The 23,028-nt window shown below is 72.5% G+C and carries 18 protein-coding genes; 9 read left to right on the top strand and 9 right to left on the bottom strand.

What is annotated here, in order from left to right:
- Positions 1-53: 53 nt before the first annotated feature.
- On the top strand, positions 54-1,043 hold the full coding sequence (locus ACOWU6_RS04030; RefSeq protein WP_421074805.1) for an SDR family NAD(P)-dependent oxidoreductase: 990 nt from the start codon (positions 54-56) through the stop codon (positions 1,041-1,043).
- A 4-nt stretch (positions 1,044-1,047) separates the two neighbouring features.
- Here the strand turns inward: ACOWU6_RS04030 and ACOWU6_RS04025 are convergent, their stop codons facing one another.
- The 5 genes from ACOWU6_RS04025 to ACOWU6_RS04005 form a co-directional block, all read right to left on the bottom strand.
- Positions 1,048-1,704, bottom strand: a complete 657-nt coding sequence (locus ACOWU6_RS04025) for a response regulator transcription factor (protein ID WP_324013240.1) — start codon at positions 1,702-1,704, stop codon at positions 1,048-1,050.
- Positions 1,701-2,966, bottom strand: a complete 1,266-nt coding sequence (locus tag ACOWU6_RS04020) for a sensor histidine kinase (protein WP_421074804.1) — start codon at positions 2,964-2,966, stop codon at positions 1,701-1,703. The genes ACOWU6_RS04025 and ACOWU6_RS04020 overlap by 4 nt, the downstream gene beginning before the upstream one ends.
- 67 nt (positions 2,967-3,033) lie before the next feature.
- Entirely contained in the window at positions 3,034-3,852 is an 819-nt protein-coding gene (locus ACOWU6_RS04015) for a hypothetical protein (RefSeq protein ID WP_421074803.1), read from the bottom strand.
- An 11-nt stretch (positions 3,853-3,863) separates the two neighbouring features.
- Positions 3,864-4,784: an ABC transporter ATP-binding protein gene (locus ACOWU6_RS04010; protein ID WP_421074802.1), complete on the bottom strand. Its 921-nt coding sequence runs from the start codon at positions 4,782-4,784 to the stop codon at positions 3,864-3,866.
- Positions 4,785-4,865: 81 nt separating this feature from the next.
- A complete protein-coding gene (locus ACOWU6_RS04005; RefSeq protein WP_271172588.1) occupies positions 4,866-5,498 on the bottom strand; it encodes a metal-dependent transcriptional regulator in 633 nt (210 codons plus the stop codon).
- Between the two features lie 129 nt (positions 5,499-5,627).
- Here ACOWU6_RS04005 and ACOWU6_RS04000 point away from each other — a divergent pair, with 129 nt between their 5' ends.
- The 3 genes from ACOWU6_RS04000 (at position 5,628) to ACOWU6_RS03990 (ending at position 8,286) form a co-directional block, all read left to right on the top strand.
- The gene (locus ACOWU6_RS04000; protein ID WP_421074801.1) at positions 5,628-6,821 is read left to right on the top strand and encodes a Gfo/Idh/MocA family protein; all 1,194 of its coding nucleotides are present in this window, start codon (positions 5,628-5,630) and stop codon (positions 6,819-6,821) included.
- A gap of 281 nt (positions 6,822-7,102) precedes the next feature.
- Positions 7,103-7,741 carry a TrmH family RNA methyltransferase gene (locus ACOWU6_RS03995; RefSeq protein ID WP_421074800.1) on the top strand — a complete coding sequence of 213 codons (639 nt, stop codon included), beginning with the start codon at positions 7,103-7,105 and terminating at the stop codon, positions 7,739-7,741.
- 77 nt (positions 7,742-7,818) lie between these two features.
- Complete coding sequence (locus ACOWU6_RS03990; RefSeq protein WP_421074799.1) at positions 7,819-8,286, top strand: VOC family protein; 468 nt, start codon at positions 7,819-7,821, stop codon at positions 8,284-8,286.
- A 1-nt stretch (position 8,287) separates the two neighbouring features.
- Here the strand turns inward: ACOWU6_RS03990 and ACOWU6_RS03985 are convergent, their stop codons facing one another.
- Positions 8,288-9,613, bottom strand: coding sequence for an MATE family efflux transporter (locus ACOWU6_RS03985; RefSeq protein WP_421074798.1), 1,326 nt, complete (start codon positions 9,611-9,613; stop codon positions 8,288-8,290).
- Between the two features lie 68 nt (positions 9,614-9,681).
- Between ACOWU6_RS03985 and ACOWU6_RS03980 the strand changes: the two genes are divergently transcribed.
- The 5 genes from ACOWU6_RS03980 (at position 9,682) to ACOWU6_RS03960 (ending at position 19,449) form a co-directional block, all read left to right on the top strand.
- Positions 9,682-11,649 (top strand): M13 family metallopeptidase, encoded by a 1,968-nt coding sequence (locus ACOWU6_RS03980; protein ID WP_421074797.1) that lies wholly within the window; start codon positions 9,682-9,684, stop codon positions 11,647-11,649.
- Between the two features lie 125 nt (positions 11,650-11,774).
- On the top strand, positions 11,775-12,686 hold the full coding sequence (locus ACOWU6_RS03975; protein ID WP_421074796.1) for a serine hydrolase: 912 nt from the start codon (positions 11,775-11,777) through the stop codon (positions 12,684-12,686).
- A 66-nt stretch (positions 12,687-12,752) separates the two neighbouring features.
- Positions 12,753-14,624 carry an HSP90 family protein gene (locus ACOWU6_RS03970; protein WP_421074795.1) on the top strand — a complete coding sequence of 624 codons (1,872 nt, stop codon included), beginning with the start codon at positions 12,753-12,755 and terminating at the stop codon, positions 14,622-14,624.
- The gene (locus ACOWU6_RS03965; protein WP_421074794.1) at positions 14,621-17,428 is read left to right on the top strand and encodes a hypothetical protein; all 2,808 of its coding nucleotides are present in this window, start codon (positions 14,621-14,623) and stop codon (positions 17,426-17,428) included. The genes ACOWU6_RS03970 and ACOWU6_RS03965 overlap by 4 nt, the downstream gene beginning before the upstream one ends.
- A gap of 59 nt (positions 17,429-17,487) precedes the next feature.
- The gene (locus ACOWU6_RS03960) at positions 17,488-19,449 is read left to right on the top strand and encodes a BCCT family transporter (RefSeq protein ID WP_421074793.1); all 1,962 of its coding nucleotides are present in this window, start codon (positions 17,488-17,490) and stop codon (positions 19,447-19,449) included.
- A gap of 62 nt (positions 19,450-19,511) precedes the next feature.
- Here the strand turns inward: ACOWU6_RS03960 and ACOWU6_RS03955 are convergent, their stop codons facing one another.
- The 3 genes from ACOWU6_RS03955 to purU all read right to left on the bottom strand — a co-directional run bounded on the left by ACOWU6_RS03955 (position 19,512) and on the right by purU (position 22,969).
- Positions 19,512-21,212 carry a long-chain-fatty-acid--CoA ligase gene (locus ACOWU6_RS03955; RefSeq protein ID WP_421074792.1) on the bottom strand — a complete coding sequence of 567 codons (1,701 nt, stop codon included), beginning with the start codon at positions 21,210-21,212 and terminating at the stop codon, positions 19,512-19,514.
- 79 nt (positions 21,213-21,291) lie between these two features.
- Positions 21,292-21,945 carry a ThuA domain-containing protein gene (locus ACOWU6_RS03950; protein WP_421074791.1) on the bottom strand — a complete coding sequence of 218 codons (654 nt, stop codon included), beginning with the start codon at positions 21,943-21,945 and terminating at the stop codon, positions 21,292-21,294.
- A 148-nt stretch (positions 21,946-22,093) separates the two neighbouring features.
- Positions 22,094-22,969, bottom strand: a complete 876-nt coding sequence (gene purU / locus ACOWU6_RS03945; RefSeq protein WP_271172600.1) for a formyltetrahydrofolate deformylase — start codon at positions 22,967-22,969, stop codon at positions 22,094-22,096.
- Positions 22,970-23,028 lie beyond the last annotated feature (59 nt).

Below are 23,028 nucleotides of genomic sequence, written 5' to 3'. Positions count from 1 at the left end.
CGCGCGCTCGCGGCATGCTCCCGAAGGCATGCCGTTCGGCGTATCTTCGTCTCGTGACCGAACACGCGCCCCGGAGCTGGGATCCGGCGCGCCTGCCGGATCAGACCGGCCGCACCTACCTCATCACGGGCGCCAACGCGGGTCTCGGCTACTTCGCGAGCGAGCAGCTCGCGCGCGCAGGCGCCCACGTCATCCTCAGCGGGCGCAGTCCCAACAAGCTCGCCGCAGCGCACGACGCACTCGAGGCTCGGGTGCCCGATGCCTCGGTCCAGACCCTCCTCCTCGACGTGAGCAACACCGGGTCGATCCGCGCGGCGGCCGCGAGCGTGCGCGGCGGCCTCTTCAAGCGGCAGCGCCTCGACGGCGTGCTGCTGAACGCGGGCATCGTGCACACCCCGCGGCAGCGGGAGACGACCCGCGACGGCCGCGAGCTCGTCCTCGCGACGAACGCCCTCGGGCACTTCGTGCTCGCTGCCGAGCTGCTGACGACGCTGTCGAAGTCGGCGAGCCGCACCTGGACGCCGCGCATGGTGTGGCTCGGCAGCATGTCGACGCGCATGGGCGCATACGACCCCGTCGACATCCAGCTCGAGCGCGGGTACCACGCGTATCGCGCCTATGTGCAGTCGAAGGTCGTCGTCCAGGCGCTCGGAATCGAGGCCGATGTCCGCCTGCGCGACGCCGGAGTGCCCGTCGAGAGCGTCGTCGCGCATCCCGGGTACTCGATCGGCGGGCGCACGCCGCGCGTGCAGGGCGTGAACGAGCCGAGTGCGTGGAAGCGCTTCAAGGATGGCCTCCAGGCCCCGATCGCGCAGTCCAAGGAGCGCGGGGCGGCCTCGCTCGTGCGCGCACTCGTCGATCCCGCCATCACGGGCGGCGAGTACTGGGGGCCGCGCCTCATCACGCGGGGTGAGCCCACCCGGCAGCAGCCCTCGCGCACGTCGTCGGACCCCGAGGTGCGCCAGCGGATCTGGGAGACCTGCGAGCGGCTCTCGGGCATGGAGTGGCCCTTCGCGCGCGCGGCGCGCCTGGCCGGCCGCTGACGCGTCAGCTGCCCGCGATCCCTGCCTCGTAGGCGAGGATCACGAGCTGCACGCGATCACGCGCCCCGAGCTTCTGCAGGAGCCGCCCGATGTGCGTCTTCACGGTCGACGACGCGAGGTAGAACCGCGCGGCGATCTCGTCGTTCGTGAGGCCCTCGGCGATGGCCGCGAAGATCTCGCGCTCTCGCGGCGTCAGCGCGTCGAGCTCGGCGGATGGCCGCGGTGCGGCGTGCGCGGTGAACTGCTCGATCATCCGGCGGGTGACGCTCGGCGCGAGCGCGGCGTCGCCCGCGTGCACGGCGCGGATCGCGCCGAGGAGGTCGGCCGGCAGCGCGTCCTTGAGGAGGAAGCCGCTCGCTCCTGCGCGCAGGGCGGCGAACGCGTACTCGTCGAGGTCGAAGGTCGTGAGCACGAGCACACGGGGGAGGGGCCCCGCGGCCGCGATCCGCTCGGTGGCTGCGATCCCGTCGAGCTGCGGCATGCGCACGTCCATGAGGATGACGTCGACCCTGCCGTCGCGTGCCACGGCCACGGCGTGCTCGCCGTCCTCGGCCTCGGCGACCACCTCGATGTCGGGCTGGGCGTCGAGCACCATCCGCAGCCCCATCCGCACGAGCTGCTGGTCGTCGGCGATCGCGACGCGGATCCGCTCCCCGGTCATCCCTGCTCCTCCTTCAGCTGCGCGCGCAGCAGCCATCCGCCATCCGCCGTCGGCCCCGCGTCCACGTGACCCGCGTACAGCGCGGCGCGCTCCCGCACCCCGATGATGCCCGTCCCGCGCCCGGGAGGCGCGGTGCTCTGTCGCGCGGGCGCGTCGTTGCGCACCTCGACGGTCACGATCCCGTCCTCGCGGCGGATGGTCACGGCCGCGTACCGCGCGCCCGGCGCGTGCCGGAGGGCGTTCGTGAGGCCCTCCTGGACGATCCGGAAGACCGCGAGCTGCAGGGCGCGGTCGGCGATCGGCGTGCCGATCCGCGTGAGGCGGACGGGGAGGCCCGTCTCGCGGAAGCGCTCGGCGAGGAGCTCGAGATCCGCGTCGCCCGGCTGCGGGGCGAGCTGCGCCGCCTGGTCGGGCGCGCGCAGGACGCCGAGCAGACGCCGCATCTCGGCGAGCGACGACCGGCCGGTCTCGGCCACGAGGCGCATGGCCTCGGCGGCGCGCGGCCCGCCCGTCTCGGCCTGCGCCGCCGCCCCCTCGGACAGGGTCACCATCACCGTGAGACTGTGCGAGACGATGTCGTGCATCTCGCGCGCGATGCGCGCCCGCTCGTCCGCGACCGCGAGCTGCGCGCGCTGGTCGCGCTCGCGCGCGAGGTCGGCGGCCCGCGCGATGATCGCGTCGATGTACCGGCGGCGGTTGCCGACCGAGAGCCCGAGCAGGGTCGGGACGAGGTAGACGATCGCGTTGGGGACGGCCGTGGCCGCGGGGCTGATGTCGGGGTCCTCCGGGAGCACGGCACCCGAGAGGGTGAGCCACGTCGCTACGCCGGAGACGATCACCGTCACCGCCGCCACGATCCCGTAGCCGATCCAGGTGCGCCGCGGGGTGCTGTGGACGCCCAGCGCGTAGAGCGCGACGAAGACGGCGAGATGGCCGCCCATGCTGAAGGGGAGCGGCAGGACGGCCAGGCTGCCGCACACGATCGCGGCGATCAGGGGGCGCTCGCGCCGCACCACGAGCGCGACCGAGCCGACGGCGATGGAGGCGGCGGCGCCCGCTGCCGACCATCCGTCGAGAGGGAAGTCCTCCGGGACCGCGGCCGCGAGGACGAGCGTGAGCAGGGCCGGCGCGATCTGGCACGTGAAGACGATGAGGACGTCGACGATCCGCGGATGGCGATCGACCCATCGCCGGATGACGCCGGGAGGGCGGGGGAGGGCGAGGTCCAGCCCGCCCGTCCTCGTCCCCTCTGCGCTGCTCACGTCTCCGACCCTATGCGGATGGCCCCGTCCCGCGCGGGACGGGGCCATCGGTCCGATGAGCGGATGGTCACGCGTCGCGGCGGCGGACCACGGCCATCCCGGCGACGAGTGCCGCGATCGGCCACACGAAGGCGATCGCGATGTCGCGGACGGTCTCGCCGTCGACGTCTGCGTTCGGCGTCATGAGGGCGTCGCCGGCGGGTGCCATGAGCGCGTCGTGGATCGTCGGCGCCCATTCGAACGGCAGCGTCAGCAGCACGGTCGGGAGCACGAGGAGGAACACGAGCACGAGCGTGACCGACCAGGTCTCGGAGCGCAGGAGCGCCGCGACGCCGAGGGACAGCACGCCGACGAGCGCCGTGAACAGCGCCGCGCCGACGATCGGCAGCAGGATGGCCGTGAGCGCGTCGTCGAGGGCGGGCTCGACGCCCCAGACGGCGCCGACGGCGACGACGCCCGCGAACGACAGGAGCAGCGAGGCGAGCGACCACGCGAACGTGCTCACGGCGACGACCACGGCCTTCGCGCCGACCGTCGCGACGCGGCGCGGTGCCGCGGCCAGCTGGGTGCGGAGCGAACCCGTCGCGTGCTCCTTCGCGAAGACGCCCACGCCCACGAGCACGGCGATGATCTGCGCGACGGTCGCGGCACCGAGGGTCATCATGAGCGCGGGCGGCGCGCCCGCCGGGTCGCCGTTCACGGCGAGGAGCAGGGCGGTCATGCCGACCGAGACGGCGAGCACGAGCACGGTCCCGACGACGAGCGAGGCGATCGTGCCGCGCAGACTCGTCAGGCCGATCCACTCGGCGCGGACGAGGCGGGAGAAGGTCAGGCGCGGGGCGCCGAGAGAGGCGGTGCGGCGCGGAGCCGCGGCAATGGCGGTCATGGGAACTCCGTTCAGGCCGCGAGAGCGGCGGGGTCGCTGCGGTACTCGACGGCGTCGCCGGTGAGAGCCAGGTAGGCCTCCTCGAGCGAGCCGCGCAGGGGGACGAGCTCGTGCACGTCGATGTCGGCGTTCACAGCGACGCGCGTGATCTGCGCCGCGGGCAGGCCCTCGACGTCGAGCGTGTCGGCGGCCGCCTGGGTGATGGCGACGCCCGGGTCGGCGAGGAGAAGCCCCAGCCGGCGCGCGTCGGACGAGCGGACGCGCGTGCGCTCGCGCTCGGATCCGCGCAGGAAGTCGCCCACGGGCGCGTCCGCGAGGATGCGGCCCTTGCCCAGGACGATGATGTGGTCGGCGGTCTGCGCCATCTCGCTCATGAGGTGCGAGGAGAGGAAGATCGCGCGCCCCTCGGCCGCGAGCGAGCGGACGAACCCGCGCACCCAGTGCACGCCCTCGGGGTCGAGGCCGTTGACGGGCTCGTCGAGGATGAGCGTGTGCGGGTCGCCGAGCATGGTCGCGGCGATCCCGAGGCGCTGGTGCATGCCGAGCGAGAAGCCGCCGATGCGGCGCTTCGCGACTCCGGCGATGCCCGTGAGCTCCATGACCTCGGCGACCCGGGCCATCCCGATGCCGTGCGTCGCGGCGAGCATGCGCAGGTGCGCCTCCGCCGTGCGCCCCGGGTGGACGGCCTTCGCGTCGAGGAGCGCTCCGACCTCGGTCATGGGAGCGGCGTGCTGCGCGAACGGGCGCCCGTTCACCGTGACCGAGCCGGCGTCTGGCCGGTCGAGGCCGACGATCATGCGCATGGTGGTCGACTTGCCCGCGCCGTTGGGCCCGAGGAAGCCGGTGACCTGCCCCGGCCGCACCTCGAACGAGATGCCGTCGACGGCGGTCTTGGCGCCGAAGCGCTTCGTGAGGTTCTCTGCCGTGATCATGCCTCCGACGCTACGGAGGACAGGTGCCCTGCCGCGTCGGCGCGGAGGCGGATGTTCGCGGGGCGGTGCGGTACTGCGGTACTACGCCGTCAGCCAGATCACGTCGGCCGCACCTTCGGGCAGCACGACGTCGTCGCCGTCGAGCAGCACGCCGCGCTCGGTGACCGCCACCTCGCGGCCCACGTCGATGCCGGCACCCTCGATCTCGCGCAGGAGCTCGGGGTCGCGGTCGCGCACGCGCAGCACCCGGCCGACGTGCCCGACCGGGGCATCCGCGAGCAGGACGAAGGCCTCGCGCTCGATCTGGCCCTCGGCATCCGGGATCTTGTCGCCGTGCGGATCGAGCGACGGGCGCCCGAGGCGCTCGTCGATCCGCTCGAGCAGCCGGTCGCTCAGCGCGTGCTCGAGGACCTCGGCCTCGTCGTGCACCTCGTCCCAGCCGTAGCCCATCTCGCGCACGAGCCACGTCTCGATGAGACGGTGCCGGCGGATGATGCCGATCGCGCGACGCTCGCCCTCCTCCGTGAGCCGCACGGCGCCGTAGGGCACGTGCGAGACAAGGCCGGCTGCCGCGAGCTTCTTCACCATCTCGGTCACGCTCGACGGGGCGACGCCGAGCTTCCCGGCGAGCACCGACGGCGTGATGGGGTCGTCCTGCCACTCGGTGTGCGAGTACACCGTCTTGAGGTAGTCGTCCGCCGCGGGTGAAGCCACGCGATCAGCCTACGGCGGCGCGCTGCGGTCGTGAAAGAGCTAATGTCTTGACAAAAGGAATGAGCGATCGTAGCGTGGTGTGGTCCCGTTCCCGCGACGTCGTCGTCGCCCGTGCCCCGGAGGTCGTCGATGACCGCATCCCCCGTCCGCGAGATCGGCGTCGGCCTCGTCAGTGTCGGCTGGATGGGCCGGCTGCACAGCCGCGCCTACCGCGCGCTCCCGCTGGTCTATCCTGAGCTCGGTCTGCGGCCGCGCCTCGTCCAGGCCGCGGATACCGCGGAGGCGGGCCGCTCGTACGCGACGGATGTGCTGGGCTACGAGAGCGCCGTCGCGGACTATCGCGAGGTGCTCGCGAACCCCGACGTCGACGTCGTCTCGATCTGCGCGCCGAACTTCCTGCATGCCGAGGTGGGCGTCGCGGCCGCGCGGGCGGGCAAGCACATCTGGATCGAGAAGCCCGCGGGCCGCGGCGCGCACGAGACCGCCGCCATCCGCGACGCCGTCGTCGACGCGGGCGTGCAGTCGGCCGTGGGCTTCAACTACCGCCAGCCGCCGGCCATCCAGCGGGCACGCCAGCTGATCGGGGAGGGCGCCCTCGGCCGGATCACGAACGTCCGCGGCCGCTTCTTCGGCGGGTTCAGCGCCGACCCGCAGTCGCCGCGTGCGTGGCGCTTCGTGCGCGAGACGAGCGGATCGGGCGTGCTCGGCGACCTCATGGGTCATCTCGTCGACCTCGTGCACTTCCTGCTCGGCCCGATCGGCTCGGTGACCGCGTCGACCGGCACATTCATCACGGAGCGCCCGGGCCTTGCCGGGACGCCCGACGAGGGGCGGATGCTCCCGGTCGAGAACGACGACTACGCGAACATGCTGCTGCGCTTCGACGACTCCGCGCTCGCCGCGGGGGCGCTCGGCACGCTCGACGCCTCGTGGCTCGCGGTCGGACCCAAGGCCGAGTACGCGATCGAGGTGTTCGGCACCGAGGGCTCGCTGCGCTGGGACTTCGAGCGCCTCAACGAGCTCGAGCTCGCCATCCGCCGCCCCGGCGAGAGCCTCGGGTACACCCGGCTGCTCGCCGACGAGACCTTCCCCGAGTTCGCGCGCTTCCAGCCGGGGTCCGGCACGTCGATGGGCTACGACGATCTCAAGACGATCGAGGCGAAGAAGTTCCTGCTCGCGGTGGCGGGTCAGCCATCCGACACCTCGACCATCCACGACGGGCTCGCGTCGGCGCAGGTGCTGACCGCGGCCGAGGAGTCGGCCGCCTCGGGGCAGTGGGTCGAGACCCCCGTGGTCCCTGGACACACGGGTCACGTGCGCTGAGCGGGCTCGGGCAGCGGCCCGTGTTGCGTGGGTGTGCGTGTGCGTGTGCGTGTGCGGATTCGGATGGCTGGGGCTGGTGTTGTCGGGTGGGGCCGACACGCGCACACGAGCCCCACGGGTCCGACAGGAGGACCGGGCGCCGGGCCGTCCGTCCGTGTGCGGATTCGGATGGCTGGGGCTGGTGTCGCCGGGTGGGGTCGACACGCGCACACCAGCCCCACGAGTCCGACAGGAGGACCGGGCACCGGCCGCTGTGCGCTGACACCCGGTAGCCTCATCCGGTGACGGACCCGCAGCCCGAGCCCCACCGCGAGGCGTCGACGCACGGCGTCGGGCCCTGGCCCGGCGCGTGGCCAGAGGGCGATCACTACGACCCCGAGCTCCTCGTGAACGGCGATTCGCGCAATGTCGTCGACCGGTACCGCTACTGGCGCATGGAGGCGATCGTCGCCGACCTCGACACGCGCCGCCATCCGTTCCATGTCGCGATCGAGAACTGGCAGCACGACATGAACATCGGGTCGATCGTCCGCAGCGCCAACGCGTTCCTGGCCGAGTCGGTGCACATCATCGGCCGCAAGCGCTGGAACCGGCGCGGCGCGATGGTGACCGACCGCTACCAGCACGTCGTCCACCATCCGGATGTCGCGTCGTTCGCGGCCTGGGCCGCGAACGAGGGGCTCCCGATCATCGCGGTCGACAACGTGGGCGACGCCGTGCCCGTCGACAGGGCCGAGCTGCCAGAGCGCTGCGTGCTCCTCTTCGGCCAGGAGGGGCCGGGTCTGACGGACGAGGCGCTCGCCGCGGCGTCGGGGCACATCGAGATCACGCAGTACGGCTCGACGCGCTCGATCAACGCCTCCGCGGCGGGTGCGATCGTGATGTACGAGTGGGTCCGGCGGCACGCGCGCGACGCGTGACGCCACCCCTCGACGCGACCCGCGCGCGGGCGTAGCGTGAGCGGCGTCAGCGACCGTCGACGCCGAAGGAGTCCGAAATGGCCGAGCTCGCCCCCATCCAGCCGTGCCTGTGGTTCGACGACAACGCGCGGGAGGCGATGGAGTACTACGTCTCCGTCTTCCCGAACTCGCGCATCCGAAGCATCGAGGAGTACCCCGACGAGAAGCTCGACGCCCACTTCACGGGCATGAGCGGGAAGGTCCTCAACGGGCAGTTCACGCTCAACGGGGTCGACTTCGTGTGCCTCGACGGCGGACCGATCTTCACCTTCAACGAGGCCGTCTCGTTCGTCGTCTCGTGCGACGGGCAGGAGGAGGTCGACCGCTACTGGGAGGCGCTGTCGCACGTGCCCGAGGCCGAGCAGTGCGGATGGTGCAAGGACCGGTTCGGGGTCAGCTGGCAGATCATCCCGCGCAACATGGGCGAGCTGGTGAGCAGCCCCGCGGCCATCCAGGTGATGATGCAGCAGAAGAAGGTCGTGATCGCCGAGCTCGAGAGCGCCTGAGCTACGCGGCCTGCTCCATCCACGCCCTGCCGCGGATGCGCGCGCCGAGCGTGACGCCGCGCGCGAGCATGTAGACCCCATAGTAGGTCGCGGAGAGCCACGCGAGCGCTCCCGGTCCGGATGGCGAGAGCCACGCGAGCGCGATGAGCGCGGGCAGGTAGGGGAGGAGGTTCAGGCCTCCCGCGATCGCGAGGTAGCGGGCGTCGTTCGCGCCCATGAGCACGCCGTCGAGCACGAACACGAAGGCGCCGATCGGCTGCGAGACCGCGAGCACGAGGAGCGCGGGCTGGATGTCGGCGGCCACCTCCGCGTCGCCCGTGAAGACGACGCCGATGACGCCCGACAGCGCGGCGATGACGACGCCGGCCGCCACGCCGCCCCACACGCCCCAGAGCACGGTGCGGCCGAGCACGAGGCGCACCTGCCGCGGGTCCCTCTCGCCGAGCGCCTTGCCGACGAGGGCCTGCGCGGCGATCGCGAGCGCGTCGAGCGCGAACGCCGTCGTGGAGAAGATCGTGAAGACGACCTGCCATCCGGCGAGCTCGCGCGTGCCGAGGTCGGTCGCCACCCAGACCGTGCCGAGCGTCGCGACGCGCAGGCTCACGGTGCGCAGGAACATCCATCCGCCCGAGCGAGCGGAGCCGCCGAGCCCCTCGCGGTGCGGACGGATCGTCGCGCGGTGGCGTCGCGCGAGCCGCCCGATGACGACGACGTAGGCGCCGACCATGCCCCACTGCACGAGGACGGTTCCGGCCGCCGACCCGGCGACGCCCCATCCGAGCCCGTAGATGAGCAGCCAGTTCACCCCGGCGTTGAGCGTGAAGCCCGCGCCCGCGATCCACAGCGGCACGATCGTGTTCTGCAGCCCGCGCAGGAGGCCCGTCGCGGCGAACACGATGAGCATCGCGGGAAGACCCCACATCGAGATCCCGAGGTACGCCTCGGCGTGCCCGGCGACCGCGGCGTCCGGCGAGAACGCCGCGACGAGCGCGGGGACGGCGAAGGTCCCGGCGACCGCGAGGACGGCGCCGATGCCGAGCGCGAGCCACATGCCGTCGATGCCGACCGAGACGGCCGCGCGGACGTCGCCCGCGCCGAAGCGGCGCGCGACCGCGGGGGTCGTGGAGTACGCGAGGAACACCATGAGGCCCACGATCGTGGTGAGGACCGCCGACGCGATGCCGAGGCCCGCGAGCTCGTCGATGCCGAGGTGCCCGACCATGGCCGCATCCACCGCGAGGAAGAGCGGCTCGGCGATGAGCGAGCCGAGAGCGGGGACCGCGAGCCGCAGGATGTCGCGGTCGAGGGAGCGGCGGGCGGTCACCATCCGAGCCTAGGACGGAGGCGGGACGCGAGCGCGGCGCCGCGTCCGGGGCTGTGCATACGATGGAGCGCATGACGGCTGCATCCCTCCCCTCCGGTATCGCCCTCGACGAGCTCAGTGAGGAGATCCGGCCGCAGGACGACCTGTACCGCCACGTCAACGGCGCCTGGATCGATCGCACGGAGATCCCGGGCGACAAGGCGCGCTGGGGCGCCTTCCACCAGCTCGCCGAGCAGGCCGAGAAGGACGTGCGAGCGATCGTCGAGGAGGCGCAGGCCGCGGTGCCCGGCACCGAGACGCGCAAGGTGGGCGACCTCTACTCGAGCTTCATGGACACCGGGCGCATCGCCGCGCTCGGGGCTGCTCCGCTCGTCCCGCTCCTCGAGCGCGTCGACGCGGTCTCCGACGTGGCATCGCTCCTGCGCACCGCAGGCGAGTTCGACCGCGAGGGTCTGGGCGGCCCGATCGGCGTGTTCGTGGAGCCCGACCCGGGCGACCCCACGCGCTACGTCCCGTTCCTCGTCCAGTCGGGCATCTCGCTCCCCGACGAGAGCTACTTCCGCCTCGAGAACTTCGAGGGCACGCGAGCGGCGTTCCGCCGTCACGTGGAGCGCCTGCTCGAGCTCGCGGGCGTCGACGACGCCGCGGGCCAGGCCGAGCGCCTCTACGCGCTGCAGAAGGACATCGCGTCGCATCACTGGGACAACGTCCGCAGCCGCGACGCCGTCGCGACCTACAACCTGAAGTCGTGGGACGAGATCCAGCAGCTCGCGGGCGTCGACCTCGCGCCGTGGCGCGACGCGGTCGCGCCGGGCAGGCCCGAGGTGTTCGCCGAGGCGGTCGTCTACCAGCCCTCGGCGCTCGAGGGCCTCGGCTCGCTCCTCGTCGCCGAGCGCCTCGACGACTGGAAGGCGTGGCTGCGGTTCCAGGTCGTGCACGCCCTCGCGCCGTACCTGTCCGACGACTTCGTCGATGAGAACTTCGCCTTCTACGGCACCGAGCTCACCGGCGTGCCGACCATCCGCGAGCGCTGGAAGCGCGGTGTGTCGCTCGCGGAGGGAGCGCTGGGCGACGCGATCGGCCGCGTCTACGTCGAGCGGCACTTCCCGCCGAGCGCGAAGACCGCGATGGACGAGCTCGTCGGCAACCTCACCGAGGCGTACCGCCAGAGCATCTCGACGCTCGAGTGGATGAGCCCTGCGACGCGCGAGAAGGCGCTCGAGAAGCTCGACACCTTCACCCCGAAGATCGGCTATCCCGCGAAGTGGCGCGACTACGACGCCGTCGAGATCACCGCGACCGATCTCATCGGCAACGTCCGCCGCACGAACATCGCCGAGCACGACCGGCAGCTCGGCAAGGTCGGCAAGCCGATCGACCGCGACGAGTGGTTCATGACGCCGATGACCGTGAACGCGTACTACAACCCGCTCATGAACGAGATCGTCTTCCCCGCGGCGATCCTGCAGCCGCCGTTCTTCGACGCCGATCGCGACCCCGCGGCGAACTACGGCGGCATCGGCGGCGTCATCGGGCACGAGATCGGCCACGGGTTCGACGACCAGGGGAGCCGCTACGACGGGACCGGGGCGCTCAACGACTGGTGGACCGAGGAGGACCGCGCCGCCTTCGAGGAGCGCACCCGGTCGCTCATCGAGCAGTACAACGCCCTCGTCCCGCAGGGCCTCGACGCGTCGCACACCGTCAACGGAGCGCTCACGATCGGCGAGAACATCGGCGACCTCGGCGGTCTCGGCATCGCCCTCAAGGCCTACGAGCTGTCGCTCGGCGGCGAGGAGGCGCCGGTCGTCGACGGCCTGACCGGTGTGCAGCGCCTTCTGCTGTCGTGGGCGCAGGTGTGGCAGCAGAAGTCGCGTGAGGCCGAGACCATCCGCCTCCTCACGATCGACCCGCACTCGCCCAACGAGTTCCGGTGCAACCAGATCGTGCGCAATGTGGACGCGTTCTACGCCGCCTTCGACGTCCAGCCGAGCGACGCGCTGTGGCTCCCCGAGGACCAGCGCGTGACGATCTGGTGAGAGTTCGCTGAGGGCGGCTCCCGCGCGGGCATAATCGAGACACACCTGCATCCATCGCGGAGCGGGCGTCGCCGAGAGCCCCCCGACGTCGCCGCTCGCGGGTGCGAGCGGATGGGAAGGGACCCGTGGCCATCGAGCCTCAGAAGGAAGCCGTCTCGCTGCGCGGCGAGCGTCGGGAGGCGCGCCGCCTGCGTCGCCGTGCCATCCTGCAGCCGACCTTCACCGCGACGCTCCGCTCGATCGAGGCCCTCGTCGCGGCGGACGCCCGTGCCGGCGTGCACGTCGTCGACCTCGACCGCGAGACGGTGCTGCTGAGCGGAGACGACCACGTGACCCTGCCGGTCGGCGGCGTGGGCACGGTGCCGCTGCTCGTCGAGGCCGCCGCGCAGTTCGACGCCGGAGAGCTGGATCCCGACGAGATCGTCGCGCGGGATCCGCTCGACCCCGTGCGGATGTCGGGGGTGTGGCGGCACCTGCGCACGCGCGAGCTCCCCGCCGGCGACCTCGCGATCCTCGCCGCCACGACCGACGACGCGCTCGCCGCGAACGCCCTGCTGGACCGGGTCGGGCACGAGAGGGTGACCCGGCGCTTCGTCTCACTCGGGATGCCGCGGTCGGCCCTGCTCGACCACTTCCGCGAACGGCGAGGGCCGGATGATGCCCCGCACGTCGCGCTCGGAACGGCGCGCGAGTTCGCGCGGCTCTTCGCCGACATCGTGTCGGGTCGCGTCGTGAACGCCGCGGTGAGCGCGCAGGTCGCGGAATGGCTGACGCAGGGTCACGATCTCAGCCTCGTGGGCAGCGCGACCGGGCTCGACCCGTTCGCCCACGACGACGACCCCCACGGGCTCCTCTTCCTCAATCGCACGGGCAGGGCGCCCGACGTGCGCGCCGAGGCCGGCGTGCTCGCGGGAGCGCGCGGCGCCGTGGCCTACGCGCTCTTCGTCGAGTTCGACGACGCCGGGATCCTGCACCGCGACCGTGCGCACGAGGCGTTCCGGGCACTCGGCCGCGAGCTCATGGAGTACGTCGTCTGAGGCACGCCGCGACGCCTGACGGCCCCGCGCGCACCGGGAGTTCACCGACATCCGTAGGCTGGACGGGTGCGGTTCGAATCGGGTGCCCCTGACGTCCGGCCCTTCCAGGTCGATCTCCGCGGGGTCGTCGACCTCCTGAGCCGCCACATCTACTCCAGCCCCCAGGTCTTCCTGCGCGAGCTGCTCCAGAACGGCCGGGACGCCATCCGCGCGCGCCGCGACCTCGACGGAGGGGCTCCCGCCGGCGTGCTCGAGATCGAGCCGGCCGCCTCCGGACGCCCCTTCCGCTTCCGCGACAACGGCGTGGGCCTCACGGCCGAGGAGGCCGCCGAGCTGCTGTCGACCGTGGGGCGCTCGTCGAAGCGCGACGACCTCCTGCAGGCCCGACGCGCGGACTACCTCGGCCAGTTCGGCATCGGCCTGCTGAGCTGCTTCATGGTGGCCGACCGGATCGTCGTGCGCAGCCGATCGGCGAAGGGCGCCCCCGCGATCGAGTGGATCGGCGACGCGTCGGGGCAGTTCGGCATCCGGGAGCTCGACCCGGAGGAGACCGCGCGGATGGCCGTGGGCACCGAGATCGTGCTGGAGCCGCGCCCCGACGACGCGGCTCTGCTCGCGCCCGACCGCGTCCGGGCCCTCGCGACGCGCTTCGGGCAGTACCTGCCGGTCTCGGTCGCCATCCGCAACGACGACGCCACGCTCGACACCGTCACCCGCACGCCCGTCTTCCTCGGGGCCGCGGCGGATGAGCCGTCCGACGCGCTCCTCGCGTTGGGCACGGAGCTGCTCGGCCGGCGGCCGCTCGACGTCATCCCGCTCTCCGTCCCGGGGACGGGGACGGAGGGCGTCGCGTTCGTGCTCCCGTTCGCGCCGCCTCCCGGTGCGCGCCAGGCGAGCACGGTGCACCTGGGCCGGATGCTCGTGAGCGAGCACCTGGACGGCCTGCTGCCCGACTGGGCCTTCTTCGCCCGATGCGTGCTCGACACGACCGGGCTCTCGCCGACCGCGAGCCGCGAGGCCTTCGTGGAGGACCCCGCGCTCGAGCACACGCGCGAGCAGCTGGGTGCCGCCATCCGCGCGTGGATCCTGCGGCAGGCGACCACCCGGCCGTGGAAGTTCCAGGAGTTCCTCGCCGTGCACCAGCTCGCGCTCAAGGCGATGGCGGCTCACGACGACGAGCTCGCGCGCACGGTGCTGCCGTGGCTGACCGTCGAGACGTCGGCGGGCGACATGACCATCGCCGACCTGACCCGGCGGCACGACGCGGCGCGCTACGCCGAGACGGTCGACGAATTCCGCCAGGTCGCGGCGATCGTGCCGTCCGACGCTCCCGTCGTGAACGGCGGATACGCGTACGACGCCGCGCTGCTGCGGCGGCTGCCCGAGCTGCTGGACTTCCCCGTCTCGCGGGTCACCGTGAGCGAGCTCCTCGACGAGCTCACGCCGCCGCCGCTCGCCGAGCGGGCGAGGGCCGTCGCGCTCGAGGAGCGGGCCACGGCCGCGCTGGCCGAGGTGGGCTGCTCGGTCTCGGCTCGCGGGTTCGCTCCCGCCGAGCTGCCCGCGCTCTGCGTCGTGGATCCCGAGGTCGTGCGCCGCATCGAGCGCGACAGCGCGCGCGAGGTCGCATCCGGCGGGATCTGGGGCGACGTGCTCGGCGACGTGAGCGCCCTCATCGAGGAGCGCCGTCGCGAGGACGGCAGGGAGGCGGCGACCGTGCGCCTCTGCCTGAACTGGGCGAGCCCGCTCGTCGCGCGCCTCGCAGCGCTCGGCGACGACCTCGTCTTCGACCGCACGGTCAAGCTGCTGTACGTGCAGGCGCTGCTCGCGTCGCATCGGCCGCTCACCGCGGCCGATCGCCGGATGCTGACGTCGGCGATGAACGACATGGTGACCCTGAGCGTCGGGATCGCCGGAGACCTCGAAGGGGAACAGGCATGAGCGCACCCGGAAGCCGCAAGGCGCGGAAGATCGAGCGGCTTCTCGAGGAGGCGGCGGAGCTTCCGGTCGGACCGGAGGAGCGCGCGCTGCTCGACGAGGCCGTGCGGCTCGCCGACGAGGCAGGAGAAGAGGAGCTCGCCTATCGCGCGCGCATGCACCTCACCCCGTCGGCGCACATGGCGGGCGACACCGACACGATGCTCGCGTCGTTCGGATGGTGCGTCGGCAAGCACGATGCGGACCCCGTGCGCTTTCCGATCGACCCCGGCGTGCACGTCGACCTGCTGTTCCAGTACAAGTGGATGGCCGGGCGGCTCGCGAGCAACAGCCGGTTCCCGCGGGAGCGCGTCACGGCGCTGCACGCCGACATGGAGCGGCGCTATCGCGAGGCCGGCGTCGGCCAGACCGGCGTCCTGCAGTCCCGGCACGACGTCGCGCTGCTGCTCGGCGACCCGGATGCGGCCGCGCGCTTCCTCATCGAGCGCGACGGACTCGAGCGAGACGACTACTCGCACTGCGAGGCGTGCGTGCGCTCGAGCGACGCGACCTTCGCCCAGCTGCGGGGAGACGATGCCGAGGCCATCCGGCTGTGGGAGGAGATCCTCGAGCAGGGCCTCTCGTGCGGGGAGGAGCCCGAGTTCGCCGAGTCGGAGGCGCTGCTCCCGCTCCTGAGGGCGGGGCGCGTCGAGGAGGCGCTCGCCGCCCACGCCCGCAGCTACCGCGCGGCGCGGACCAACCCGGACGGCTTCCCCATCATCGCCAACCACCTCGTCTTCTGCGCGGTGACCGGCAACCTCGCGCGCGGGCTCCAGCTGCTCGAGCGGCACATCGACGGGCTCGCGCACGACCCCTTCCACGAGGCGAACCACTTCTCGGGACTCGCCGCCGTCGGCGTCCTCCTCGACGCGGTCGTCGAGGCGGGCGAGGGAGCGACCCGGGTGCGCGGCTCCGACCATCCGACGCTCGAGCCGCTCCTGGGCGCCGCGGACGGACCGCGGACCGCGGGCGAGCTGCGGGATGCCGCCTGGTCGGCCGCCGAGACGATCGCGGCGCGCTTCGACGCGCGCAACGGGAACGACTGGTTCGCCCGCACGCTGGCCGGCAAGCGGGCCCTGAGCGCGCAGCGCTGGGAGGCGCCGTTCGGCGGCGAGAGCTACGCGCCGCCCGTCGTCGCCGACGCCGAGCCCGCTGACGCGGCCGGATGGCTGACGCGCGCCCGTCGGCGCCTCTTCGCGGCCGACCTCGATGGCGTGCGGGCGGCCGTCGCCGCAGGCCTCGCGCTCGGAGAGGGCGACCACGATGCCGAGCTGCATCGCGTGCTCCTCTACGCGCAGCTCGAGAGCGGCGACGACGAGGCCGCCCGGGCCACTCTGGCCCTGCGGACCGCGGCCCTGCGCGCCCACGGTCTCGCCGAGCACGCGGACCTCGAGGAGCGTCTCGGCCTGCTGCTGCTCGGCCGGTGCACCCCCGACGACATCCCGGTGCTCGAGGCGGAGATCGAGCGCGCACGCGCCGCGCACCTGCCGTCGACGGTCGTCGCCGACCTGCTCATCACGATCGGCGCCGCCCGCCTGCGCGCCGAGCAGCCCGAGGCCGCGCTCGCCGCTCTCGACGAGGCGGAGGTCCTGCTCCCCGCCGGCGACCCGCTCCTGCTGCGCCACGCGCTCGAGAGCGAGCGGCTCCAGGCGCTCATCCAGCTCGGACGAGCGGACGAGGCCGACGCGCTCGCCGCGTCGCGCATCGACCACCCCGCGAACGCAGGGTGGCCGCTGTTCTCCGAGCTGCGCCTGCGCGCCCAGGTGCTCGGCGGTCAGGGGCGCTTCGACGAGGCGCTGGGCTTCGCGGAGCGGCTTCTCGCGGAGTCGGTCGCGATCGACGTCGCGGGCCTCATCGCGTCGTCGGCACAGCTCACCGCCATGATCCTCAGCGACCTCGGGAGGCCCGAGGAGGCCGCGGCGCGCATCGAGTTCGCCGTGCGCCACGCCGAGCGCGCTGAGCTGCCCACGGTCGGCCTGCGGTTTAACCTCGCGCGCATCCAGCTCGAGGCGGGTCAGGCGGCCGCCGGCCTGGAGAACCTCGAGACGGTCTACCTCGAGGAGAAGGCGACGGGCGCGGCTCCTGAGGCGGTGGCCGAGACCGGTCTCCATCTCGGGCACGCCGCCCTCGCGAACGACGAGCCGGGGATGGCGTACCGCGCATGGAGCGAGGCGATCGACCTCGCGGAAGGGGCGGAGGCCTTCGGGCTGGCCGCCGAGGCGGGCTCCGCACTCGGCGAGCTGCTGCTCCGCTTCGGCGACCCAGACGCACGCGACGTGTTCGAGCGCGCGCTCGAGCACGGGCGGCGCGTCGAGGGCTTCCGGGGGATGCCGGCGCTCCTGCACGGGATGGGCCGCGCGCGGCTGATGGGCGGCGACGAGGCGGGATTCGCGGACCTCGACGCGGCGACCGCGCAGGCGGAGGCCGAGGACGCGGTCTGGTACGCCGCGAACGTGCAGGACACCAAGGGGCGCTTCCTCGTCGACGTCGGCCGCCTCGACGAGGGCGTGCGCGTCCTCCTCGCCTCGGCCGACGTGCTCGCGCGCGAGGGCGACGTCATGACGGCAGCGGGCGGCGAGGTGTACGCCGCGCGCGGTCTGGCGGCGGCCGACCGCGCCGACGAGGCCGTCGCGGTGATGGCGAGCGCCCGCGACCGGGTGTCCGTCGGCACGGCAGCGCACACGGGGATCAGCCTCGAGCTCGCCGATCTGCTCGACGGGCTGGGCCGCGGCGCCGAGGCGGCGCAGGTGCGCGCGAGCGTCGCGTAGGGGCCGCCGCGCACGGGTGCCCAGGTACCGCTCAAGGCCTGCGTGGCAGGATGGAGCGAATGAGCGGAACTGAGAAGAGCCGCCGTGAGCAGAGCGCGCCCCTGAAGCCATCGGGGCCCGCCGACGCGGCGAAGAGAATCGTCCGTGACATCGCCGACCCGGCACCGCAGGGAGTCCACCCGGCGCTCATCCCCGGCATCGGGGTCGAGCAGACCGGCCGTGATTTCCGGACGGACCGGGTCGTCTTCGGTGCGGCGATCGTCGTCACGATCGCGTTCATCGTCTGGGGCGTTGCGGCAGGAGACAACCTCGCGGGCACCGCCTCGAGCGTGCTCTCGTGGGTGATCGAGTACGTCGGGGTGTTCTTCACCGTCATCGCGACGGTGGTCCTGGCCTTCATGCTGTACATCGGCTTCAGCCGGTTCGGCCGCATCCGGCTGGGGCGCGATGACGAGGAGCCCGAGTTCTCGGTCTTCTCCTGGATCTCGATGCTCTTCGCCGCCGGGATGGGCATCGGCCTCGTCTTCTGGGGCGCAGCCGAGCCGCTGACCTTCTTCGAGTCGCCGCCTCCGAACACGGCGGAGGCGGGCACCGTCGAGGCGATGCACACCGCCCTGACCCAGGTGCTCTACCACTGGGGCCCGCAGGCCTGGTCGTTCTACGCGCTCGTCGGCGGCGCGATCGCGTACGGCGCGTATCGCCGCGGGCGCACGCCCCTCATCTCGTCGATCTTCGCGCCGCTCCTCGGCGAGCGGCGGACGACGGGTCCGGTCGGACGCACGATCGACGTCTTCGCGATCATCGTCACGCTGTTCGGCACGGCCGCGTCGCTGGGCCTCGGCGCGCTGCAGATCGGCCACGGCGTCGAGCTCATCTCGGGCATCGGCGAGGTCGGCAACGGCCTCCTCATCGGCGTGATCGCGGTGCTCACGGCGGCCTTCATCGCTTCGGCGGTGTCGGGCGTCTCGCGCGGCATCCGCGCGCTCTCGAACATCAACGCCGTCGTCGCGCTGCTCCTGGCGTTCTTCGTCTTCTTCGTCGGCCCGACGATGCTCATCATCAACATCATCCCGTCGGTCGCCGCGCAGTTCCTCACCGACTTCACGACGATGGCCGCGCGCTCGGGCTCGCAGGGGCCCGAGGTGCAGGCGTTCCTCTCGGGCTGGACGATCTTCTACTGGGCCTGGTGGATCTCGTGGTCGCCCTTCGTGGGCATGTTCATCGCGAAGATCTCGCGCGGCCGCACGCTGCGCCAGTTCGTGTCGGTCGTCGTCGTGGTGCCGTCGGTCATCTCGTTCATCTGGTTCGCGATCTTCGGGACGACCGCGATCGACCAGCAGATGAACGGCGCCGGGCTCGAGGTCTCGCCGCCCGAGAGCGTGCTCTTCGGCGTGCTCGGCAACCTCCCTCTCGCGGGCGTGACGACGGTCATCCTCGCGGTGCTCGTCGCGATCTTCTTCGTGACCGGCGCCGATTCCGCATCCCTCGTGATGGGAACGCTGTCGCAGCGCGGCAACCCCGAGCCGACGCGCTGGGTGACGATCGTCTGGGGCGCCCTCGTCGGCGTCATCGCGGCCATTCTCCTCGTGTCGGGCGAGGAGGGGAGCGGCCTGACCGCGCTCCAGAACGTGACGATCATCGCCGCGCTGCCGTTCGCCGTCATCATGGCGCTCATGATGGTGGCGTTCATGAAGGACCTGCACCGCGACCCGCTCATCCTCCGCGACGAGTACGCCGAGCGCGCCGTCCGTCACAGCGTGCGCACGGGTCTCGAGGAGTACGGCGACGACTTCGCGCTCGTCCCCGCTCCGTACGACCACTCGAGCGACGACCTCGCGTGGGTGGAGCCGGTCGTGGACGAGGAGTTCACGGAGCTCTACGCCAAGACCGAGGCGATGCCGATCGTCTCCGACGAGAGCGAGCCCGATCTCGGGGGCTCGGCCGCGCCGGGCGGCGACCGCCTTCCCGAGGACGAGCGCGACGAGGAGCGCGACGACGAAGGGCGCAGGGCGGAGGTCTGACGACCTCGGAATGCGACAGGGGCTCGGCTTCGGCCGAGCCCCTGTCGCGTTCCGGAGGTGCGCTACGGGCGCGCTCCGACCATCCGCTCGCGCACCTCGCGTCGCAGGACCTTGCCGACGAGTGAGCGCGGCAGCTCGTCGACGACGTCGATGCGCCGCGGCACCTTGTAGGCGGCGAGGTGCATGCGGCAGAAGTCGCGCAGCGCCTCGGGCTCCGCGGCCGCGCCCTCGCGGAGCACGACCGATGCGCCCACGGACTCCCCGCCCTGCCCGCGCGGGAGCGACACGACCGCTGCGTCGACGACGTCGGGATGCGACAGGAGCGTCTCCTCGACCTCGCTCGGCGAGACGTTGAACCCGCCCGTGATGATGAGCTCCTTGAGCCGGTCGACGATCGTCACGAACCCGTCGGGTGAGACCGTCGCGATGTCGCCCGTGCGCAGCCATCCGCCCTCGAGCAGCGCCGCGCGCGTCTCGGCGGGGCGCTGCCAGTAGCCCGAGAACACCTGTGGCCCGCGCAGGAGCAGCTCGCCCGCCTGGCCCGGAGGCAGGTCCTTCGTCGGGTCGTCGGGGTCGACGACGCGGATGTCGGTGCTCGGGAACGGGACGCCGACCGTCCCGGGGCGGCGCGTGGGTCCCATCGGGGTGCCGAGCGCGACGGGGGAGGACTCGGTCATGCCGTAGCCCTCGACGAGCACGCCGCCGCTGATCTCCTCCCAGCGGCGGACGGTCGCCGTCGGCAGGCTCATCGCGCCCGAGATGGCGAAGCGGATCGGGCGGAGGTCGATCGCGCCCTGCGCGGCCGCGCGCGCGAGGCGGTCGTAGATCGGCGGAACCGCCGGCAGGAACGTCGGCGGGCTCGTGCGCGCGGCCTTCGTGACGAGGTCGACGTCGAACGTCGGGAAGAGCACGAGGCGCGCGCCGATGCTCATCGCGAAGGTGAGGCAGAGCGTCATGCCGTACGCGTGGAACAGGGGGAGGACCCCGTAGAACGTCTCCGCACCCGGTCGGAGCCCTGGCACCCACGCCTCGCCCTGCATCGCGTTCGCGCGGAGGTTCCGGTGCGTGAGCATGGCGCCCTTCGGCGAGCCGGTCGTGCCGCTCGTGTACTGCAGGAGCGCGATGTCGTTGAGCGCGGGGCGGGGCGTCCTCCGCGACAGGCGTCGCGCGCCGACGATCGACTCCCAGGTCGTCACCCGGCGGGCGGATGGCCGCCGCGTGAGCTTCGCGCGGGCGGCGCGTGCCGACGGGAGGGGAAGGCGGAGGCCCAGCCGCATCGCGAACGGGAGCGCTCGCGTCAGATCGACGCTCACGATGCCCTCGACGCGCACGTCGTCGGGGAACCCCGCCACGGTGTCGTGCACCCTGTCCCACACGATCGCGAAGCGCGCGCCGTGGTCCTCGAACTGATGACGCAGCTCACGCGCGGTGTACAGCGGGTTGTGCTCGACGACGATGGCTCCCAGACGCAGCAGCGCGTAGAACGCGACCACGTGCTGCGGGCAGTTCGGCAGGACGATCGCGACGCGGTCTCCGCGTCGCACGCCGAGACGACGGAGGCCCTCGGCCGCGCGCTCGATCTGCTCGCCGAGCTCGCGGTAGCTCGTCTCGGCGCCGAAGAACTCGAGCGCGGTCCGGCGTCCGAAGGCGGCGACGCTCGCGTCCATCATGTCGACGAGGGTCTGGGTGACCTCGCCGATCTCGTGCGGCACCTCCGGCGGATACGCGGACAGCCAGGGCCGGGAGTCGTACGGAGACGTCATGACCCCACGCTAGCCGCGGCCCCTCTGCGCCACCCGGGTCTTGACAGGCGGCAGGGTCTTGACAGGCGGCCGAGTCGCGTCAGACGCGGGATGTCACCCAGCGCGCGAGCTGCGCGAAGAGCGCGCGGTGGCCATCCGAGGCCCACGACCGCTCGTCGTGGCCGAGCGCGTCGACGGCGACCCGCGACGCGCCGTGCGCGCGCACCCACGCGGTCGGCTGGCTCTCGCCCTCCGTCTCGTGCCGCGCCACGACCATCCGCTCGCCGAAGGCCTGCAGACGCGTGTAGCGCTCGTCCTCGACGTCGAAGTCGTCGATCCGCGTGCCGTCGGGCAGCGCGTCGCCCGCGATGCGCACGCGGTCGAGGGGCGGATGCCACGAGATGCCCGGCACCCACATCCCGCCGATCGCGCCCGGCCAGTCGGGGTAGTCGCGCAGCGAGGAGAGCGCCGCGTGCACGGCGATGACGCCGATCCCGCGCTCGAGCGCGGCGTGCAGGCCGTCGACGGAGGCCCCGGGGAGCGGCTCGGTCGTCTCGGATCGCCACGGGTCGCCCGCGTTCACGACGAGCAGGTCGACGCCCTCGAGCCGGGTCATCGCGCCGTCGACGTCCTCGTCGATCTCGACGTCGAAGCCCGCGTCGCGCAGGACATCCGCGATGAGCGGGCTGGTCTTCGTGTACGGATGCCAGGGGTCGGCGTAGCGGCCCGTTCCGGTGGCGATGAGCGCGCGCATGGGTCTCCTTCGTGTCCAGCCCGATGCTATCGGCCCGCCCAGGTCGGAGCAGAGAGCTCACCGTGTCTCACTCGCCGCGGGAATGGCGGCGGGATTCCCGCGGCGAGTGAGACATGCAGAGGGGGCAGAAGACCCGGGGGTCAGAGGGTCAGAACACGATGGTGTGGTTGCCGTGGCGGATGACCCGGTCCTGGGCGTGCCAGAGCACGGCGCGCGAGAGGACCGCGCGCTCGACGTCGGCTCCGCGGCGGCGGAGGTCGTCGGCCGAATCGGCGTGCGTGACCCGCACGACGTCCTGCTCGATGATCGGACCCTCGTCGAGGTCCTCCGTGACGTAGTGGCTCGTCGCGCCGATGAGCTTGACGCCGCGCTCCTTCGCCTTGCGGTACGGGTTCGCCCCGATGAACGCCGGCAGGAACGAGTGGTGGATGTTGATCACCGGCACGCCGACCTGCTCGAGGAAGTCGCTCGAGAGGATCTGCATGTACCGGGCGAGCACGACGAAGTCGACGTTGCCCTTCAGCAGCCGGACGATCTCGGCCTCGGACTGCGACTTGTCCGGCCCCGCCTGCGACGGCACGTGGAAGAACGGCACGCCGAACGAGCGGACGTCCTCGGCGGTCGTCGTGTGGTTCGCGATGACCATCGGGATGCTCACCGGCAGCTCGCCGCGACGATGGCGCCAGAGCAGGTCGAGCAGGCAGTGGTCGTCCTTGGAGGCGAGGATGGCCATCCGCTTCGGGATCGACAGATCGTTGAGCGTCCAGTTCATGCCGAGCGGCGCGAGCGTCGCGGTGAGATCGGCCTCGATCTCGTCCTTCGCGACCGGGAAGTTGGGGCGGTGGAACACGACGCGCTGGAAGAACTTCCCGCCCTCGGGGTCGGTCGAGTGCTGATCGAGCGACACGATGTTGCCCTGGTTGCGCGCGATGAGCGCGGCGATCGCGGCCACCACTCCCGACTGGTCGGGGCCGTCGACGATGAGGCAGGCGTGGTCGATCAGTTCTTCCCTCTGGGGCGTCATGCCCTCCATTCTCTCAGCGCCTCTCCGGGCATCCGTGCAGCGGCGACTCGCCGGATCCG

This window comes from Microbacterium sp. SA156, from assembly GCF_049065455.1.
GTDB classification, from domain to species: domain Bacteria; phylum Actinomycetota; class Actinomycetes; order Actinomycetales; family Microbacteriaceae; genus Microbacterium; species Microbacterium barkeri.
Note: the sequence above shows the minus strand (reverse complement) of the source record. Positions and strands in the feature narration are given on the sequence as shown.